The sequence below is a fragment of the Crocosphaera sp. Alani8 genome (assembly GCF_038442745.1).
Lineage (GTDB): Bacteria > Cyanobacteriota > Cyanobacteriia > Cyanobacteriales > Microcystaceae > Crocosphaera.
The window spans coordinates 1-17,470 of the sequence record NZ_JARVCN010000498.1 but is presented as its reverse complement, the minus strand read 5'-3'; the positions used below and the strand labels follow the sequence as shown (position 1 = coordinate 17,470).

Genomic DNA, 17,470 nt, shown 5'->3' with positions numbered 1-17,470 from the left:
TTTGGCCTAAGTTTTCGCAGCGAGTGACCCCTGGCTTTTTGAGAAGATACGAAAAATTCGGGAAGTGCGCTACCTTCTTGATTGCTAACAACCAGATCGGGGGTTTCTATGATGGCGGTGGCCCCCCATTTTCCTTCAAAGTTATAGGTATCGGCTCCAGTTCCCCCATAAATGACATGAGCACCCAAGTCTCCGAATAAGTTATCCGCTGCAACATCTTTCAGTCCCTCTTTTGTGAAGCCATTATTGGCTATGGGTGATAATGTAGCTGAGATGGGATTTACGCCGATGGAAAAGACGTTACTACCAAAGGTTCGATCCAAAACGCTGATTGATTCATCAAATGCGCCAGGTTCACTGGTGAACCCATTACCAATTATAGTATTGAGACCTTTCCCATAATTAACATTCTGAATGTAGCGCACATCTCCGGCTAAGAAGTCGTCTCCTAAGCTCTTATCAGAGAAACTATAAATACTACTTCTGATATCAGTGCTTTCTCTGTTTTGAAATTTATTAATAATGGTGTTGCCTATATTAACAAAGTTAGGAGAGAATAATTCGTCACCATAATCTTTTTCGGAACTACTTTCTCTGGTGCCGGATCTTCCTGAAACATCTAGGGTATTGCTGACTCTTTCGGGGATAATTGCTTCAAAGTCTCCTCCTAAAAATGAATCTACCCGATCTAAGAAACCTGTTACTCCATCGGCGGTAAAATAGGGTTTAAATCCTTGTCCACCGTAAATATTTCCTGTGAATAAAACGTCTTCTTCTGGGACAAACGAATTGTCGTTTCTACCCCCATAAATGGTTGTATTCTCATCAATATGAGTGATTACTATTTCGTTATATCCTAAGTCGAAGAAGGAACTTCCTGCACTGGGAATATCCGCCACCTCTAATGCGGTTAGTAGACCGAGTCCCCCCCGATCTTCTATTTCGGCTACTTTCTTAATAGTTAAGCTGGTACTACCATCGTTTTCTCCTTTAAATACAAATTCTAATTCTTTACTAACGGCACGAAAATCTAATACTAAATTATGACCATTTTTACTAATTAATTCTGTGTCAATGGTTATGGTTTGATTGCGATTAGATGTGGCAAGGAGTGAATTGGGGGTGAATTCAGAAAATACTTTTTTAGTTCCCCAATCATTACCAAAAATAAAGGTATTATCACCAGCACTAGCTACTATTTTCTCTATATTTCTTAAGGATTCTTGTCCATTATCTCCTATCCCTGCTGTGATGGAATTTGTTAATTCAGGGGAGAGAATTTTTATACTTGCTTGTGTAAATACTTCTTCCCCATTTTCATTCAATACTTTTTGATCATCTTGGTTATCACGTTTCACTTTAAAGGTCAGTTTACGGAAACCAGTTATAGAACCAACTAAGTCAGCTTCCACAAAATTACTAATGTCAACGTCATTATTCATATCCATATCCATGTCGTCTCTAGCAGTTACTAAACTTTTATTAATTTCCTCCATCAGATCCACTTGGGTAGTGGTTGAATTGGCAGGAATTGTTATAGTATATTGTTCTGTTGTGGGAATATTATTATTATGAATTCTTCCTGTAATGATTAAATTTAGTTTTAATTCTTTATTTAATTGAGTGCTAAAGGTACTGGTTATAAATTTATAATCACCGTTTAAAATATTTTCTGCTTCTACAGTAACACTTGCTTGTTCTAGGTTATTATCATTGGCAGCAATATCGGCTTCTCCTTGTGCTGATTGTCCATTGACAAATCCCAATGTTCTTAAACGAACTTGCCCTGAAGAAGCAGTGAACCCTCTGAGATTTTCTTGGGGTGTTTCTAAGGATAAAGCCCCAAAAGGTTTGAGATTTTCAGTAAGTGCTGTATTAGTATCATCCTTTAGGAAAAACTCTGTTAATTCCGCCACAGAACTGCGATGAGAAATAGTTAAAGTATTATTATTTTTACTGGCTGTTAGACCTTCTCGTTTAAAGTCTTCATTATTATTAAGAAGGGTTACCAAGTCGTCAATATTGGTGCTACTACTAACATCAACGTTGACAGTTGCCTGATTAACTTTGAGGCTGAATGTAGAAAGATTTGGAAAAGCGTCGTTAGGAATATCTAACTGAACTTTAGCCCATTCTCCTGTAGCTGAAATCAGGTTATTGTCGCTTAAAATATGGGTAACTTGTTGGGTAACGTTAGATAAATCAAGGGTGTATTTTTGTTCAGTCTTGTTTTCAGTGGATTGAACCGCTTCTACTACGTCATGACCCCAGTTATCTCCAAAAATATAAGTATCACTCCCAGCATCTCCTTTTAACTCATCGTTACCTCCTCCACCGATCAGGGTGTCGTCGTTATTTCCCCCCTCAATAGTGTCATTTCCTTCTCCCCCTTCCAGGCGATCGCTTCCTCCATTTCCTGATAAGTCATCATTCCCTAATTCTCCTCTAACTAAGTCGTCTTCACCTCCCCCTCTAATGCGATCGTTGTCGTTACCTCCTTCTAAGGTATCCTTTCCTGCTCCTCCAGAAATAGTGTCATCTCCTCCATATCCCCGTATTAGATCCGCTCCTCCATCTCCAGAGATATTGTCCCCTAAATTACCTCCTTCGATGCGATCGCTGTCTCCTCCTCCTGAGATGGTAACTGCTTGAGCAGTATTGACGGCAAAAATGTTATCTGGTTCATCAGTACCGTTAATTTGGCTTATTTTTCCGTCAGTTTGGGGTATCCCATCGGCATTCCCTTGATTAACCCCACTTGCTGACTCTGCATCTATATTAATGGGGGTGAGGTTAGGAATATCGACGACGGAGAGGAATTGAGAGTCAGGGATAATATAAGGTTGGTTAGGATATTGAGGTGTAATAGAAATTATCCAGGGGTCATCTGATGTACCGATTCCTGCTACTTCTATAGTTGAGTTGGGATAAACGTTTTGTAATTCGGTAGCAATGGTAGTCCGAGTTCCCGAATTTCGTTGAATATTGTTAATGGTAACTTGTTGTTGATTTATATTTAAACTTAAGTCTCCTCCTGTAGTATTAGTCCATAGTTTCCATTGACTGGTTCTTGATGCTAAAATATTGGCAGTTCCTGTTATTTTTAAGGTGTCATTTCCTTGCAATAATTGTGTGTTACCTGCTGTAGCATCAACCTCGTTTGCATTATTATTTATAATCTTCACAAATGTAATTACCCAGGGGTCATTATTGGTTCCCTTTCCTGTTACATCAACATCGGCAACATTAGTGAGATTTTCTAGGGCATTTTCTACATCTTTTGCTTTAGCATTGTATTGAATATTATCCGTGGTTTGACCATCATAAGTTAGAGCAAAGTCTCCTGAATCTCCCTCATGAGAAACGGTTTGAGTAAGATTAGTATTATCCTGTTGAGCAATGGCTAAATCAGTATCTATTTTTAAGCTTGATGGTTTAGGGGTGAATTGATCGATAGTATCAAATCCACTACTATTATTACTGATATCAAAAGTAACAATCCAAGGATTTTGTTCAGTTCCATTTCCCTGAATTAACTGGGCATTACTAATATTAACGTGTTCATTAAGGGCTAAAACTAAGTCATTACCAGAAGCATTATAGGGAATATTTCCTGTCCTTTCTACTTTATCTTCTGCTTTATTTTCTAGGACAAAGTCTCCTTCTGTCCCATTACTCCAAATCCTTAATTGACTTTTATTTAAAGTCGAGACACTGGTTGAAGTTTCTTGCAAGATGACATCTGCCGAGTTTAAAGTAGCTCCTAAATTAACCAACGCAGCTTCATCAAATCCTTGATTATAGTTAAAGATATTGATACTATTTTGAGGATTAGTGATGCTTTGTAAGGCTTCCTGTATATTGGCCCCAATAACTACTTCAAATTCATACGTATTCTTTCCCAAACCTCCTATGATATTCTCAACCCCATAGGCAGTTATTTTGTAGATGTCATTTTGATTATCTCTATCTCTATAAGAAACTGTAACTTTCTGACTATTGCGTAAAATGTCTCTACCAATTTTTATCGTTAAATCTTGTGTAACTTGACTCAAATCTAAGGTAGAATTGTTCCCCAAAGCCCCGTTATTTCCTACCAAATCATTTAAGATTATATTATCTTGCCAATTATCGGTAATAGTATAAGTATTGTCGCCACTTCCAGCACTAATATTCTTGATAGAAGGAATAGGAATACTTACGTTTTGGTCATCTAAACCTCCATGAACTGTATTATTTCCTGATTGGACAATAAAGCCATTACTATTAATAGTAAAGTTTAGGTTTTGTGTAACCGCAGAAAAGTCTAAACTATCCCTTCCTGATACATCAGTAATGGTGTCAATACCCCAATTATTTTCAAATAAATAAGTGTCATCACCAGCACCACCTGTTAAATTATCGTCATCAGCACCACCGGTTAAACTATCATCACCAGCACCACCGCTTAAAGTATCATTTCCGCCATTACCTAGTAAAATATCATTTTTATTTCCACCAATAAACTCATCATTGCCTCCCAAACCAGTAATATTATCTATCCCGCTTCCTGTGGTTACTTTAGCTATTTTACTAAATCCTGAATCAATTAATCCATCGGCAGTTCCTGATTTTTCTCCTGTAAAAATTATGTTTCGCTCATCTGATCCTGTATAAATAATTTCGTTAATAGTAGTATCATCTTGGGCGTTAGCTCCGCCGGTTAATGTGCGACTTAAAACTGCTCCTTGCTCAAAGATATAAGTATTTTTTCCTTGTCCACCTGTTAGGTTGTCAATATTTTTAAAAGTTAGGGATTGTGTTCCGTAAGCAACAGAGATACTGTTGTCTTTTTTTAGGGTAAAGGTAATATTTGAGGTAACATCAGATAGATCGAGACTATTGGTATTACGATAACCAGCTTCAATGGTGTTAATGTCACTAACTGTTAAGGTTTTTTCTGTAGCTGCTACTGTATATTTAACCATAACAGGATCATTATCATTATTATTATCATTATCAACAACGGTAAATGTTTTGTTAGTGTTGAGGTTAGATAAGTCTAGTTTAGTATCAGTATCATTATTACCAATAAAAGTTAGATCATCTCGTTCTGCTGCAGTTATTTGTTGATCAGTATCTTGTTTAGTAAGAGCAAAGGTATTGGCATTATTATCTCCATTTTGATAGGTGATTTCTACACCGTTTTCGACACCAGAAAAATCAATTGTCTCAACATTTTCCGTACCTTGTTGACCCCATTGTGAGCTATCATTCTTGATAGTTAATGTGACTAATGTAGCTTGATAACTATTGAGAGTAACCTCATCAAAAGCTAACCCGGCTGCGATTTCTCCTGTCTTTACTTCGAGATCCCAATCTCCTCCTAAGTCGCTATTTCCTGTTAAATCATCAGAAGCAGAAACATCAGCATCTGTGAGATTAGATAATTGATTAATGAATTGATTACCGATGGTTCCCTCAGCGACATTGCAACCATAGATGAGGATATCACCGTGATCCGTTAAAGCGTTCCCCCAACCGGTTAACTCGTCGTGGTTGTGGTTGAGATAATCCGTATTTAAGTCATTATTACCTAGATGTATGTTTCCTGCGTCACCATGGGCGACGATATGGATAGCTGCGATCGCTTCTTCGTATTGTTCTAGGGTTTGTGTAATTCGTTCGATACCATCTTCTGTTTCATCGAAAGGGACAACCATCATTTGTCCCCCTGGTTGAGAAGGGTTTATCCCGGCAATAAGATGGGAAGAATCTTCAACTGAGGTATCAATAAATAGGATTTCTAGGGAAGATGGAGAATTATTATTCATCTTTAATTATTCTGAATAGGATAATCAATTCTCCTAAGTAACAATCCCTAGTAAGTATTTAGAGGGGTATATAATTAGGAGATATACTAGAGAGAATATGATGAATTCTGGACAATTTTTATTGTGTAATTATCCAAATTCTTGCCAAAATGTAGTTAATTACTTAAGTGTTTCTACTAGTTCGTTAATGTAGTGTTACCTTGATTGAGATGTCAAGTGGTGTCAACCCGTAGAACTTTTGTCCACTGCTAATTTAGCTACTTTTTCTGGTTCTACCAAACTTTTCATAATCATTAAAATAAAAACTTATTGTTTCAAGTGTAAAAATCTTATTTGCTTGCTACGTCTGAGCTAAATCTTAATATAAATTTTAGAAACTATAAATATCATCATTTACCTATAAATCCCCCCACTTTTTCAGTTCCTTGCTAACCTATAGAAATATGTAAGGAGTGTAACGGAATCATTTATGCAAACGCGAGATATACTAACCCAAAAATCGTCTTTATCTCTCAAAGATGCTATCACTGCCAGCCAAAATTACCTGTTGTCTTCACAATATCCTCAAGGGTACTGGTGCGCAGAATTGGAGTCTAATATTACTTTAACGGCTGAAACGGTTTTAGTTCATAAAATTTGGGGAACGGACAAAACCCTTCCCTTACAAAAAATAGAAGCTTATTTACGTCAACAACAACGGGAACATGGCGGTTGGGAACTCTTCTATGGAGACGGTGGAGAAATTAGCACCTCTGTAGAAGCATACATGGCGTTACGTTTATTAGGAGTTCCACAAAATGATCCGGCTTTAATTCGCGCAAAAAATTTTATTACTAGTAAAGGAGGTATTAGCAAAACCCGAATTTTTACTAAGTTTCATCTTGCTTTAATTGGTTGTTATGACTGGAAGGGAATTCCCTCCATTCCTTCCTGGATTATGTTATTTCCTGATAGTTTTCCCTTTACTATCTACGAAATGGCAAGCTGGGCAAGAGAAAGCACTGTTCCCCTAATTATTGTTTTTAATAATAAGCCTATTTTTTCTGTTGATACTGTCTTTAAACTAGACGAACTATACACAGAAGGAGTGGAAAATGTCAAGTATGAACTACCCAAAAATAACAATTGGGGCGACATTTTTTTAGAGCTAGATAAGGTCTTTAAATTTGCCGAACAACTAGATCTTGTTCCCTTCAGAAAAGAAGGACTCGAAGCCGCTCAAAAATGGATGTTAAACCATCAACAAGAAACAGGAGATTGGGGAGGAATTATGCCCCCAATGTTGAATTCTTTGTTGGCATTTCGTACCCTGAATTACAATGTTAGTGATCCATCTGTTCAACTTGCCTTTGAAGCAATTGATCGCTTTTCTATCGAAGAAAATGATACTTATCGGGTACAAGCTTGTGTTTCTCCCGTATGGGACACAGCATGGTGCGTAAGAGCGTTGACAGATTCGGGCTTACCAAAAGATCATTTTTCTTTAGTAAAAGCAGGAAAATGGTTATTAAATAAACAAGTCCTTGAGTATGGGGATTGGGCAGTTAAAAATAAAGCAGGAAAACCTGGAGGTTGGGCTTTTGAATTTACTAATCGTTTCTACCCCGATCTCGACGATTCTGCTACGGTAGTAATGGCATTGGATGGCATAAAGTTACCGGATGAAGCTCGTAAAAAAGCAGCAATTAATCGCTGTTTACAATGGATAGAAACTATGCAATGTAAAGAGGGCGGTTGGGCAGCTTTTGATGTAGATAACGATCAAGCTTGGTTAAACGAAATTCCTTACGGAGATTTAAAAGCAATGATCGATCCCAATACCGCAGATGTGACGGCTAGGGTAGTCGAAATGTTAGGAAGTTGCGATCTAGAAATAAAAGGCGATCGCCTCAATAAAGCCCTAAATTATCTTTACAAAGAGCAGGAAAAAGATGGCAGTTGGTTTGGTCGTTGGGGTGTAAACTATATCTATGGAACCAGTGGAGTATTATCTGCATTAGCTGTTATTAACCCCGAAAAACATCGATTGGCAATGAAACGGGGAATTAATTGGTTATTAAGTTGCCAAAATAAAGATGGAGGGTGGGGAGAAACTTGTCGGAGTTATGATGATCCAACCCTGAAAGGAAAAGGAGTTAGTACCCCTTCCCAAACCGCTTGGTCTTTGATTGGTTTATTGGATGCAGGAGAGGCATTAAACCATTTTCAAACTGATGCCATCGAACGGGGAATTAACTATTTATTAAACACCCAAAATGAGGAAGGAACCTGGGAAGAATTAGAGTTTACAGGCACTGGTTTTCCTGGTCATTTTTACATCCGTTATCATTTTTATCGTCATTATTTTCCCCTGATTGCTTTAGGACGTTATCAAAGAATAATAGAGAATAAATAATGATTGTTCTTTCTTCTAACACAAGAGATAAGATGATTTAACTTTTAAGGGTTTGGCATTGCTAAACCCTTAACTATTGCTTTCTGACTTTTAATTGATTAAGATAAAGGTCATAATCCGATGACCCAACGGATAAACATTCTATAAGTACAGTTTTTATAAAATATGTTTAAAATTGCAAGATTATTTCGTTTTAAACGCTCCAATCTTTTATATTTAGTAATTTCTTTAGCTATTCTTCTATGGTGTATGAGTGTGGGTTGGGCTTTTAACCGAGCATTGGGAGCAAACCCTACCCATACTTTAGCTCAACTTGACCCCAATCGTCCCACCGTAGAAGCAGGAAAGGAACTCTATGTTTCAACCTGTGCCGGATGTCATGTCCCCATTCCTGCGGAAGTTTTACCCACAGAAACCTGGCAACAACTTCTAGAAAACCCTCAAAAGCATTACGGTACATCAGTACCTAATATGATTCGTTTGACTCAAGTTTTGATCTGGGATTATTTAAAAACAAACTCTCGCCCCATTTTGCTTAAGGGTTCACCCATACCCTACTACATCGAACAATCTCAATATTTTACGATTCTTCACCCCCGTGTAGAGTTTAACGAATCTATTACAGCAAAAACCTGTATTGGATGCCATCCTGGAATCCCAGATTTTAACTATCGTACCTTAAGTTCACAATGGGAAGATGCACCATAATTATAATAATAGGTTTCTGTTATTCATGGGAGATATTAGTAAGGGAATAGGTTATTTTTTTATTTTCTCCAAGTTTACCTAATGGCTCTGGGTTCTGGTTATTAAAGGTTACTAAAATTACACCGGCATTACTTGCTTCAAGAGTAATATTTTTATCTGCCTCCCAAGTTTTTTGAGTTTCCTTTTTTATTGTCCCATTAAAGATGGTTTTCCCGTCTGCTGTAACTTTTAGGGTTGATTCTCCCTTACTTTCAACCTTGATTGTTACTGTTTTTTTCAGAGGCTGGGACTCAGATGGAGATACAGTTACAGGAGTCGGTATTTGTTCTATTGCTCCTTCTAAAGAAGCCCTTTTTAGGGTATTAGAAATACTTTGAACTGAAAAAATAACTATAATAATATAGAAGAAATAAAGATGAATGGGACGAAATTGTAGAACTGGGAGCAAGAAGTTTAATCGTGAATAACTCTTAGACTTTGAATGGTTATCTAAAGGAAAACTTTCAGATAAACTTCTGCCATCTAAACCTAAGAAATCAGCAAACTTCCTGATAAAACTACGGGTGTAAATGGCCTCCGGTAGTTCTTCGATTTCTCCCCTTTCAATAGCTTTTAATAAACTCAAAGCAATATGAGTTTCATTGGCAATTAACTCAAGAGTTAACCCTTGTTTTTTTCTTTCATCAGATAATTTCTGACCAATCTCTTTTAATATTTCTTTCTGTAACTGTTTGGGATTGAAATGATGTTTAGTTCCTCGGGAAAATTTAGAGAAGAACTGGAGCAATCGTTTCAAATAAAGTATTTTTTTGGCATTTTTAGAAGAGTCTGAACTCTCAGTCGGCTCTTCGTTGGTTTGATAGCCATTTAGTATCAATTTCCCCCATACTTGTTTCCATGCACTATCTTCACCCACCACAGGAATGTGATCATAAGATTCTTGGGTGAGATCTCTATCTTGCTGAGGAGAATTGATTGATGATTGTTTCCTGGACATATCGATTAAATCAGCTTTCCTTTCCTTTCAATGATAAGGTTGGCACGATGTTTGAGAACATAAATTTCTGAGGGAGTAAGCAAACGATAATGTCCGGTAGGTAAGCTATTTTCATGGGTAGGAGAGAGAAAGAGTGAGTCGATAGCGGTACGGTGCAGTCTGAGTATCTGGAAACCCAGTTGTTGAACAATACGACGAATTTGACGATTTCTGCCTTCTGTAAGAATTACTTTTAGGCGAGTTTCTTGAGGACGACGATTAATTAACTCCACTTGAGCAGGTAGAGTCTTTTTGCCCATTAGCATAACACCTTCGCGCCATTGTTGTAACATTTCTTCGTGAAGATATCCTTTAACCCACACTTCGTAGGTTTTGGGTAAATGATAACGAGGATGGGTTAATTTTAGGGTTAAGTCTCCATCATTGGTTAATAATAATGCCCCAGAAGAGTTAAAATCGAGTCTTCCTACGGGATGGATACCTGTTCTCCGGGTTAATTTTTTCGGTAATAAATCTATAACAATAGTTCGATTTTGAGGATCATCGCAGGTGCATACTACACCCACAGGTTTATTGAGCAAAATATAAATTAATTTCGGTTTTTGACTGGGTTTAATAAGCTTGCCGTCTATTTCTATGCGATCGCAACTGGTATCTGCTTTATCCCCTAATATTACTATTTTCCCGTTCAACTTGACTCGTCCTGCCACTATCATATCTTCTGCACGACGACGGGAAGCAATCCCCCATTGAGATAAAATTTTTTGTACCCTTTCAACCATTACTGATTTCCTCAATATTGAACATACTGATTACTGGATTAATAAACAGTCCCAAACTAAACGAGGTTGTACGTAACTTAAAAGTTGTTTTTTAGCAACTTCCAATTTTTCTAAAAATAGCTGATCGCGAGATTTTTGCCAGGACGAATATTGTAAATAATTAATTAACCATAATTGTGCATCATTGTCTAATTCTGTGGTGATTTCCCTGGCTAATTGTAAAGCAGACAAAGAATTTGTAGGCAACTCTCGTAACTTTTGTCGCAGTTCAAAAGGGATATTTTGTAGTTGATGCCAAGCGGCGATGGCTACCCCTGGACTACCCTGACTTAAACCGATAATATCGGGATGGGTGACAATTTCTTCGTAACCCAATCGCCCTAAAATTGTTTTGACATCAGCAGTAGAAAGACGATAAAAAGGAATTTTTTGGCAACGGGAAACCAAGGTGGGTAATAAAGCGTCAACCCCAGGAGCAATCAAAATTAAGGTTGCTTTCCCCGGTTCTTCTAAGGTTTTTAATAAACCATTGGCAGCAGCTTCCGTCATGGTTTCTGCTGCTTCTATGACCACCACACAACGAGATGCTTCTAAAGGAGGGCGACTCAAAAATTGAGTGATATCACGAATTTGTTCGATACGAACTTGAGGAGGGGCTTTTCGTTTGAGTCCGCTTTCTTCGGCTTCTTTTGCTGTTAATAATTGTCCCTGGTGCAAATAAGTGGGTTCAACCCAATACAAGTCAGGATGATTTCTTTGGAGTACCCTTTTTTTCAGTTTAGCTTGCTTTTCCTCCGATAAACCCAAAGACAATAGTAACTGTGTAAAACATTTAGCCCCTAAAGATCGTCCTACACCATGAGGCCCAGCAAAAAGATAGGCAGGTGCAACACGATTTTTAGAGATCGCCTCTTGCAGTAAAGCAACCCCAGCCGGTTGTCCTATCAGTTGTCGAAAATGATTCATTTTTATAAGATGGCCACAATTCAATTAACAGTCTATATATTAGGGATAACATCTATGGCTCGCTATACATCTTCTTTCATTGCTAATGCTCCCTTAGAGCAAGTTCCTGTCTTACTAACTCAAGTATTAGAATCATCTGATTTCGGGGTAGTTTATCAAACCAATGGTTATCTAATGGCTAAAGAAATACCCGGAAAAGTTCCCTTTTCTAAAATAGTTAGCGTGGAAATTTTAATCGAGAACACTGTTGCTAAAACTAACGAGGTTCCTGTCACCTTTGTGGTGAAAAATGACGAATTACCTTTAAATACCGACAATCACTGTCAACAAAAATTTCAACAACTGCAAGAAACTCTAGAACAAAGTCAGGAGTGGCGTTCTACTAGCACCGTACTCGGTTAGTCCGCGTTTGGTTTGGTGTCTTCGTCATAATCTATCATAGAGGGGTCAATCAGGGTAATGTCAAAGGGATCGTTATTAGGTAAGGTGGGGAACTTGTCTCGTTGTCGGTGCTGGTAAATGGCAAATACCTGGGGACCGAAAACAATCTCATCCCCGTCTTGAAGATCGTGAGAGTCTTGTTTAATCTTAGCCTGATTGATCAACAAGCCATTAACACTCCGTTTTCCTTGAAAATCCCCATCAACAATACGATAATAGCTTGATCCATCCTCTCCAATACGTCGATAAAGGGTCGCATGATGGCGAGAGACGAACTGAGAACGGAGACGAATATCACAATGTTGCGATCGCCCCATACTATAGGTGGGTTCTCGCAATAATACTTCCTGTCTGCCTTTGTCATCCTCGATAATCAAGAAATGTTCTCGTTGAGGGAGTACAGATTTTTCAGCCATCACTAAACTGGGTTTAAATTGGAGTGCTTACCATTGTCTCAAAAAAGGAAACAAGGACATAGAAATGTTCACGTTCTCCTAATAATGGTTGCTGAGGATGTTTGATTGAGATATTATCAAATCTCTATTAAACACCCTGATTTAATTCTACTGTTGGTGGTGGAAAAATTGATAACGGAGTAGTAGAGAATTAGTCACTACTGTTACGGAACTAAACGCCATAAACCCTGCTGCTAGTGCCGGGCTGAGGATTAAGCCAAAACTAGGCAACAAAATTCCCGCAGCCAAAGGGATAGCTATCGTATTATAACCCAGCGCCCAGAGGAGATTTTGGCGAATTTTCCTAAAAGTTCCTAAACTCAAGTCCATAGCTGCGATTACGTCTGAAAGGCGATCGCTCATTAAGACGATATCTGCTGTTTCTATGGCCACTTGGGTTGAACCTTGTAAGGAGATACCGAGATCCGCTTGTGCTAAGGCTGGTGCGTCGTTGATGCCATCCCCCACCATACCAACTTTTTTGCTACTTTGTAACTTCTCGACTATCGCCGCTTTGCCACTGGGAGGAACTTCGGCAAACACTTCAGTAATACCCACTTGACTGGCGATGGTTTGGGCTACCTGGGGGTGATCCCCTGTGAGCAAAATTACCTCTAAGCCCCGTTTTTGTAGTTCTGAGACGGTTTCTTGGGCATCAGGTCTTAGGTTGTCTTTAAGAGCTAGAACGCCTTTGATTGACCCTTCTACCCCTAAATAAACCACTGTTTTACCGGCTTGGGTTAAGGGGTTAGTAATGGTTGTTTGATCTTGATCCCTGGTTAATCCTTTTTCCTCTAACCATCTCTGATTACCTAACCAAACTGTTTTACCTTCTACGGTTGCTTCTACCCCCGATCCTGCTTCTGTATAAAAGTCCGTAGCAGATAATAAGGATAATCCCTGTTCTTGGGCTTTTTCGAGGATGGCTATCCCTAGAGGATGATTGGTTCCGCTTTCTACGGTTGCTGCTAGTTGTAGTAAGGATTCATTAGAGATATCTCCGAAGGGAATACAATCGGTTACGGTAGGATGTCCGACGGTTAGGGTTCCTGTTTTGTCGAAAATCACCCCTTCCAGTTGATGGACTTTTTCTAGCACATCTCCCCCTTTGATTAACAGTCCCCGTTCTGATCCGATGCTAGTTCCCACTAAAATAGCGGTGGGAGTGGCTAAACCCAATGCACAAGGACAAGCTACCACCAAAACGGCGATCGCTAGTTTTAAACTGAGTAATAACGGGGATGTTGACCCCATAAGCATCTGGGTTTGACTAGGGTTTAGGACTTGGGGATACCAATGGGTTCCCAGAACATACCAAAATAAAAAGGTTAAGGAGGCTAAAGTCATCACTCCGTAGGCAAAATAGCCAGCCACTGTATCTGCTAACTGTTGAATGGGTGCTTTACGGGTTTGGGCTGTTTCCACAGAGGCGATAATCTGGGCTAAAGTGGTATCTGCACCCACTTCTGTGGTTTTGAGGGTAATCATCCCAGAATGGTTAATGGTTCCTGCGATCGCCCGATCTCCTGGGTTTTTGGCTATGGGCAAAGATTCTCCTGTAACCATAGATTCGTCGATGGCTGTTTTCCCCACAACAATTTCCCCATCCACGGGTATTTTTTCTCCGGGTAATACTTTGACATATTCTCCCACACGCACTTGTTCTACGGGAATTTCGATGCTAGAACTATCATCGGAGAAGGGATCACCCACCAATCTGGCTAAGGATGGTTGTAGGGCAATTAAGGCTTCTAAGGCTGAAGAGGCTCGGTTTCTGGCTTGTTTTTCTAGGGTGCGCCCTAGAAGAATGAACCCCAATAACATCACCGGTTCATCGAAAAAGCATTCCCAACCTAAACTGGGGAATAGAAAAGCCACACAGCTAGTAATATAGGCACTGAGGGTTCCCAAACCTACTAAGGTATTCATGTTCGCCATGCCGTGGGAAAGTCCTCGCCAACCGTCTACAATAATCTCTCGACCAGGAATTAATAGGGCGATGGTAGCTAACCCCCAATGAAACCATAAGCTATTGATAAGGGGAAGAGTTGGCCCCCCAAAATGTTCTAAATGCCCCAGGGTTGAGAAGGTTAAGAGGATAGCTGCTGTAACTAGATTAATTTTTTGTTGTTTGGCTTCTGCTTCTCGCTTTTGACTCTGGTTAAAATGGATTTGTTTAGGGGTGAGACTTTGTGAGGTGCGAATGTCGGAAGAAAAGCCAATTTTAGTCAGTTTTTCCGCTAAAGTTTCTGGTTGAATTGTCTGCGGTTCATAATCGATCACCGCTACTTCTGTAATTAAATTCACACAAGCCGAAATAACTCCAGGTTGTTGTGTGAGTTGTCTTTCTACTGATTTTACACAACCTGCACATTTCATGCCCTGTACATCGAGGGTAACGGTTTCTGTTGAGGGTTGAGTGGTTTTTGATTCTGGTTTTGAAGAGAGTTGTATCATACTTTGCTGTTATCAAAGATCACTATCTTTTGCTATCATCAACATCATTTCTTCAATTCTAGGATATCCATAAATTTTCCAACGTCATTTAGCTTTAAATTTATGTTTTCCTCATATTTTGAACCCAGAAGAGTTAACTAACAACTTTGGGGAACAGGGAACAGGGAAAGGGGAAGAGATAATTTTTTAAAAGTGTACTTTAATAAATTGTAAATTGCTGTAATTGGAGATTTTTAATAAGAAAAGGAAGATATATTACCAATATCTCCCCCTCTATTTGATTAGTTAAATCTTATTTTTTATGTTAGGTATTTACCTTACTTACCTAGATAATGAAAGTTTAAATTTCTCTAGGTTCATAGTAAACTTTTCCGCCTTCATCGGGAACTACATAACAGTTGTTGTAACCCCGCGTAAAGGCTTCCATGATAGAGTGATCAGACTTACGATAATGTTCTCCTAAAATTGGTTTAATCGCTTCTGTTGCTGTTTTTAAATGATAGTGAGGCATGGTTAAAAAGATATGATGAGCAACATGGGTACCAATATTATGATGAATATCGTTAATAAAGCCGTAATCGTGATCTACCGTAGATAAAGCCCCTTTCAAAAAGTACCAATCTTTACCTCGATACCAAGGAACATCGGGATCACTATGGTGTAAAAAGGTTACTAAATCTAACCAGATTACAAAAACAATGTAGGGACCTAGATAGTATTTAAGTAGCCAAATAAAACCGAATTGATAAGTTAAAAATCCTAATAAAGCTATCATGGAAGTACACCAAATGGTACTGGTTAAAACATCCCATTTTTCAGAAGGACGAAACAAATCACTATCGGGATGAAAATGACTTCCTTTTCTCCCTGGAGAACGTTTGAATAAATAGATAGGATAAAGAAATAAAACCAGTTTAAAACGGGCAAATTTTTCTAACCACGACATCTGATTATATTTAGACTCTGTAATAGGATACCAACTTTCGTCCGTATCAATGTTCCCTGTGTTTTTATGATGGGTGCGATGACTGATGCGCCAACCGTGAAACGGAACTAAAATAGCCGTATGGGACAGATGGCCAACGAGATTATTTAACCATTTGTAGCGAGAAAATGAACCATGACCACAATCGTGTCCGATAACAAACAATGCCCAAAACATGGTTCCTTGCATTACCCAAAAAATAGGCCAAAAAAACCAAGAATCTAAATAATTAGCGATCGCATAAAGAACGGATACTACAAAAATATCCCAAAAAAAATAAGCCAAAGATCTTATGGCAGATGATTCAAAACAATGGGGTGGAATGGCTTCTCTAACGTCTTTTAATGTAAAGGGTAGATCTACCACTTTCGGTTCTGGCCTGGGGGAGGTCATTGGTTGCTGCATTCAGTCTCGGATCTCCTTTTTGTAACTAAGGTGAGAAAAAACTTAAATTTTCTTAATTTTACTTATTATACTACTTAACACCTCGTTTATAAAATACACAAAAAATAATTTCTCTGTGAATTTTTACTTCAACAGAGAAATGGATTTTTGTCTTTAAGATAAGGTTAGGAAACAACATCCTGTTACTATAGAATTTGTATTTAATCTCAGGTTGGTATCTAGTAAGTACCCGTGCCAAGAGATACTTTTTTTGAGATTAGGAGTCTTGCCATTAAATAGTTATTTTGTTTCCTCTGATACCGTTGAAACAAAAATCTCTCACTTCTTCGCGATAAGTCTCTTTAATATCGCGCAACATACTGACAGCCATTATTTCTCCTAATACGTTGCCACCAGTGGGAGTGTGAAGTCCAGAAGCTCCGGAAGTAGTACCATCTGTACGCCAGTGCATTCCTGCACCATCTCGGAATAGGGTAACGTTAGCAATAAGCTTATTGAGTTCCCCGTGAACTGTTAAGGTTTCACCCCCTGTATAGGCAGTCAACCCTTGACCATCGGCAGTGGGAACTACGGGACTGGCAATAGGCTCATCGACAAAAAATGCCTTGGCGATAGTAGCACCAGCGGCAATAAATGCAGAGTGTCCTCCTGGATAGGAAGGGTGCGCCGGAGAACCTTCTGGAAAGGCCATCGGTAACAATAAAGTTCCTTCTTTGTCTCCTCTACCAAACTTGATATTTTGTAGTTTGTTATGTTGAATGATGCGATCGCGTACCTTGGTTTTCTCCCAAACGTCTGCCCCCTTCCCAAATAATTGTTTGAAGGTTGGATCAAAAAGCTGACCAAAAGTACCCCGTCGGAATAACTCTAAACGTTGTGCATACACTTCTGGACGCAAACGTAGATGAACACACCACTTTTGGAACCAAGCATGTTTGAGTCCATACACGGCGGCTAAAGCGGCATTGACGGTAATGTCTGGTCCGCCGAGACTACCAAATGGCTCAGATCTTTTGACACTCCCCACGAATATAATTCGGGGGATTCTTGGTTCACTGACTCAAGT

The 17,470-nt window shown here is 38.8% G+C and carries 11 protein-coding genes; 3 read left to right on the top strand and 8 right to left on the bottom strand.

Going from position 1 to position 17,470, the window contains the following annotated elements:
• Nucleotides 1–5,813 (bottom strand): DUF4347 domain-containing protein (locus tag P9B04_RS24875; protein WP_342057642.1); only part of this gene is annotated, 5,813 nt, incomplete at its 3' end.
• Between the two features lie 469 nt (nt 5,814–6,282).
• Between P9B04_RS24875 and shc the strand changes: the two genes are divergently transcribed.
• Nucleotides 6,283–8,208, top strand: coding sequence for a squalene--hopene cyclase (gene shc / locus P9B04_RS24870; RefSeq protein WP_342057641.1), 1,926 nt, complete (start codon nt 6,283–6,285; stop codon nt 8,206–8,208).
• Between the two features lie 165 nt (nt 8,209–8,373).
• Nucleotides 8,374–8,916, top strand: coding sequence for a cytochrome (locus tag P9B04_RS24865; protein ID WP_342057640.1), 543 nt, complete (start codon nt 8,374–8,376; stop codon nt 8,914–8,916).
• A 19-nt stretch (nt 8,917–8,935) separates the two neighbouring features.
• On the opposite strand, the gene P9B04_RS24860 is transcribed toward P9B04_RS24865, so the two are convergent.
• The 3 genes from P9B04_RS24860 to P9B04_RS24850 are packed head-to-tail and all read right to left on the bottom strand — an operon-like array spanning nt 8,936 to nt 11,661.
• Nucleotides 8,936–9,913, bottom strand: a complete 978-nt coding sequence (locus tag P9B04_RS24860; protein ID WP_342057639.1) for a helix-turn-helix domain-containing protein — start codon at nt 9,911–9,913, stop codon at nt 8,936–8,938.
• Nucleotides 9,914–9,918: 5 nt separating this feature from the next.
• Entirely contained in the window at nt 9,919–10,695 is a 777-nt protein-coding gene (locus P9B04_RS24855) for a pseudouridine synthase (RefSeq protein ID WP_342057638.1), read from the bottom strand.
• Between the two features lie 30 nt (nt 10,696–10,725).
• Nucleotides 10,726–11,661: a DNA polymerase III subunit delta' gene (locus P9B04_RS24850; protein ID WP_342057637.1), complete on the bottom strand. Its 936-nt coding sequence runs from the start codon at nt 11,659–11,661 to the stop codon at nt 10,726–10,728.
• A gap of 54 nt (nt 11,662–11,715) precedes the next feature.
• Here P9B04_RS24850 and P9B04_RS24845 point away from each other — a divergent pair, with 54 nt between their 5' ends.
• Entirely contained in the window at nt 11,716–12,063 is a 348-nt protein-coding gene (locus P9B04_RS24845) for a hypothetical protein (RefSeq protein WP_342057636.1), read from the top strand.
• On the opposite strand, the gene P9B04_RS24840 is transcribed toward P9B04_RS24845, so the two are convergent.
• The 4 genes from P9B04_RS24840 to P9B04_RS24825 all read right to left on the bottom strand — a co-directional run bounded on the left by P9B04_RS24840 (nt 12,060) and on the right by P9B04_RS24825 (nt 17,431).
• A complete protein-coding gene (locus P9B04_RS24840; RefSeq protein WP_342057635.1) occupies nt 12,060–12,518 on the bottom strand; it encodes an FHA domain-containing protein in 459 nt (152 codons plus the stop codon). The genes P9B04_RS24845 and P9B04_RS24840 overlap by 4 nt on opposite strands.
• Nucleotides 12,519–12,665: 147 nt before the next feature.
• Complete coding sequence (locus P9B04_RS24835) at nt 12,666–15,014, bottom strand: heavy metal translocating P-type ATPase (RefSeq protein ID WP_342057634.1); 2,349 nt, start codon at nt 15,012–15,014, stop codon at nt 12,666–12,668.
• Between the two features lie 340 nt (nt 15,015–15,354).
• Nucleotides 15,355–16,404: a fatty acid desaturase gene (locus P9B04_RS24830; RefSeq protein ID WP_342057633.1), complete on the bottom strand. Its 1,050-nt coding sequence runs from the start codon at nt 16,402–16,404 to the stop codon at nt 15,355–15,357.
• 271 nt (nt 16,405–16,675) lie between these two features.
• Entirely contained in the window at nt 16,676–17,431 is a 756-nt protein-coding gene (locus P9B04_RS24825) for a hypothetical protein (protein WP_342057632.1), read from the bottom strand.
• Nucleotides 17,432–17,470: the final 39 nt, after the last annotated feature.

What these genes read in the sequence shown, in the direction of transcription:
- shc (WP_342057641.1), top strand. Translation starts at nt 6,283, where the DNA reads ATGCAAACGCGAGATATACTAACCCAAAAATCGTCTTTATCTCTCAAA.
- P9B04_RS24865 (WP_342057640.1), top strand. Translation starts at nt 8,374, where the DNA reads ATGTTTAAAATTGCAAGATTATTTCGTTTTAAACGCTCCAATCTTTTA.
- P9B04_RS24860 (WP_342057639.1), bottom strand. Translation starts at nt 9,913, where the DNA reads ATGTCCAGGAAACAATCATCAATCAATTCTCCTCAGCAAGATAGAGAT.
- P9B04_RS24855 (WP_342057638.1), bottom strand. Translation starts at nt 10,695, where the DNA reads ATGGTTGAAAGGGTACAAAAAATTTTATCTCAATGGGGGATTGCTTCC.
- P9B04_RS24850 (WP_342057637.1), bottom strand. Translation starts at nt 11,661, where the DNA reads ATGAATCATTTTCGACAACTGATAGGACAACCGGCTGGGGTTGCTTTA.
- P9B04_RS24845 (WP_342057636.1), top strand. Translation starts at nt 11,716, where the DNA reads ATGGCTCGCTATACATCTTCTTTCATTGCTAATGCTCCCTTAGAGCAA.
- P9B04_RS24840 (WP_342057635.1), bottom strand. Translation starts at nt 12,518, where the DNA reads ATGGCTGAAAAATCTGTACTCCCTCAACGAGAACATTTCTTGATTATC.
- P9B04_RS24835 (WP_342057634.1), bottom strand. Translation starts at nt 15,014, where the DNA reads ATGATACAACTCTCTTCAAAACCAGAATCAAAAACCACTCAACCCTCA.
- P9B04_RS24830 (WP_342057633.1), bottom strand. Translation starts at nt 16,404, where the DNA reads ATGCAGCAACCAATGACCTCCCCCAGGCCAGAACCGAAAGTGGTAGAT.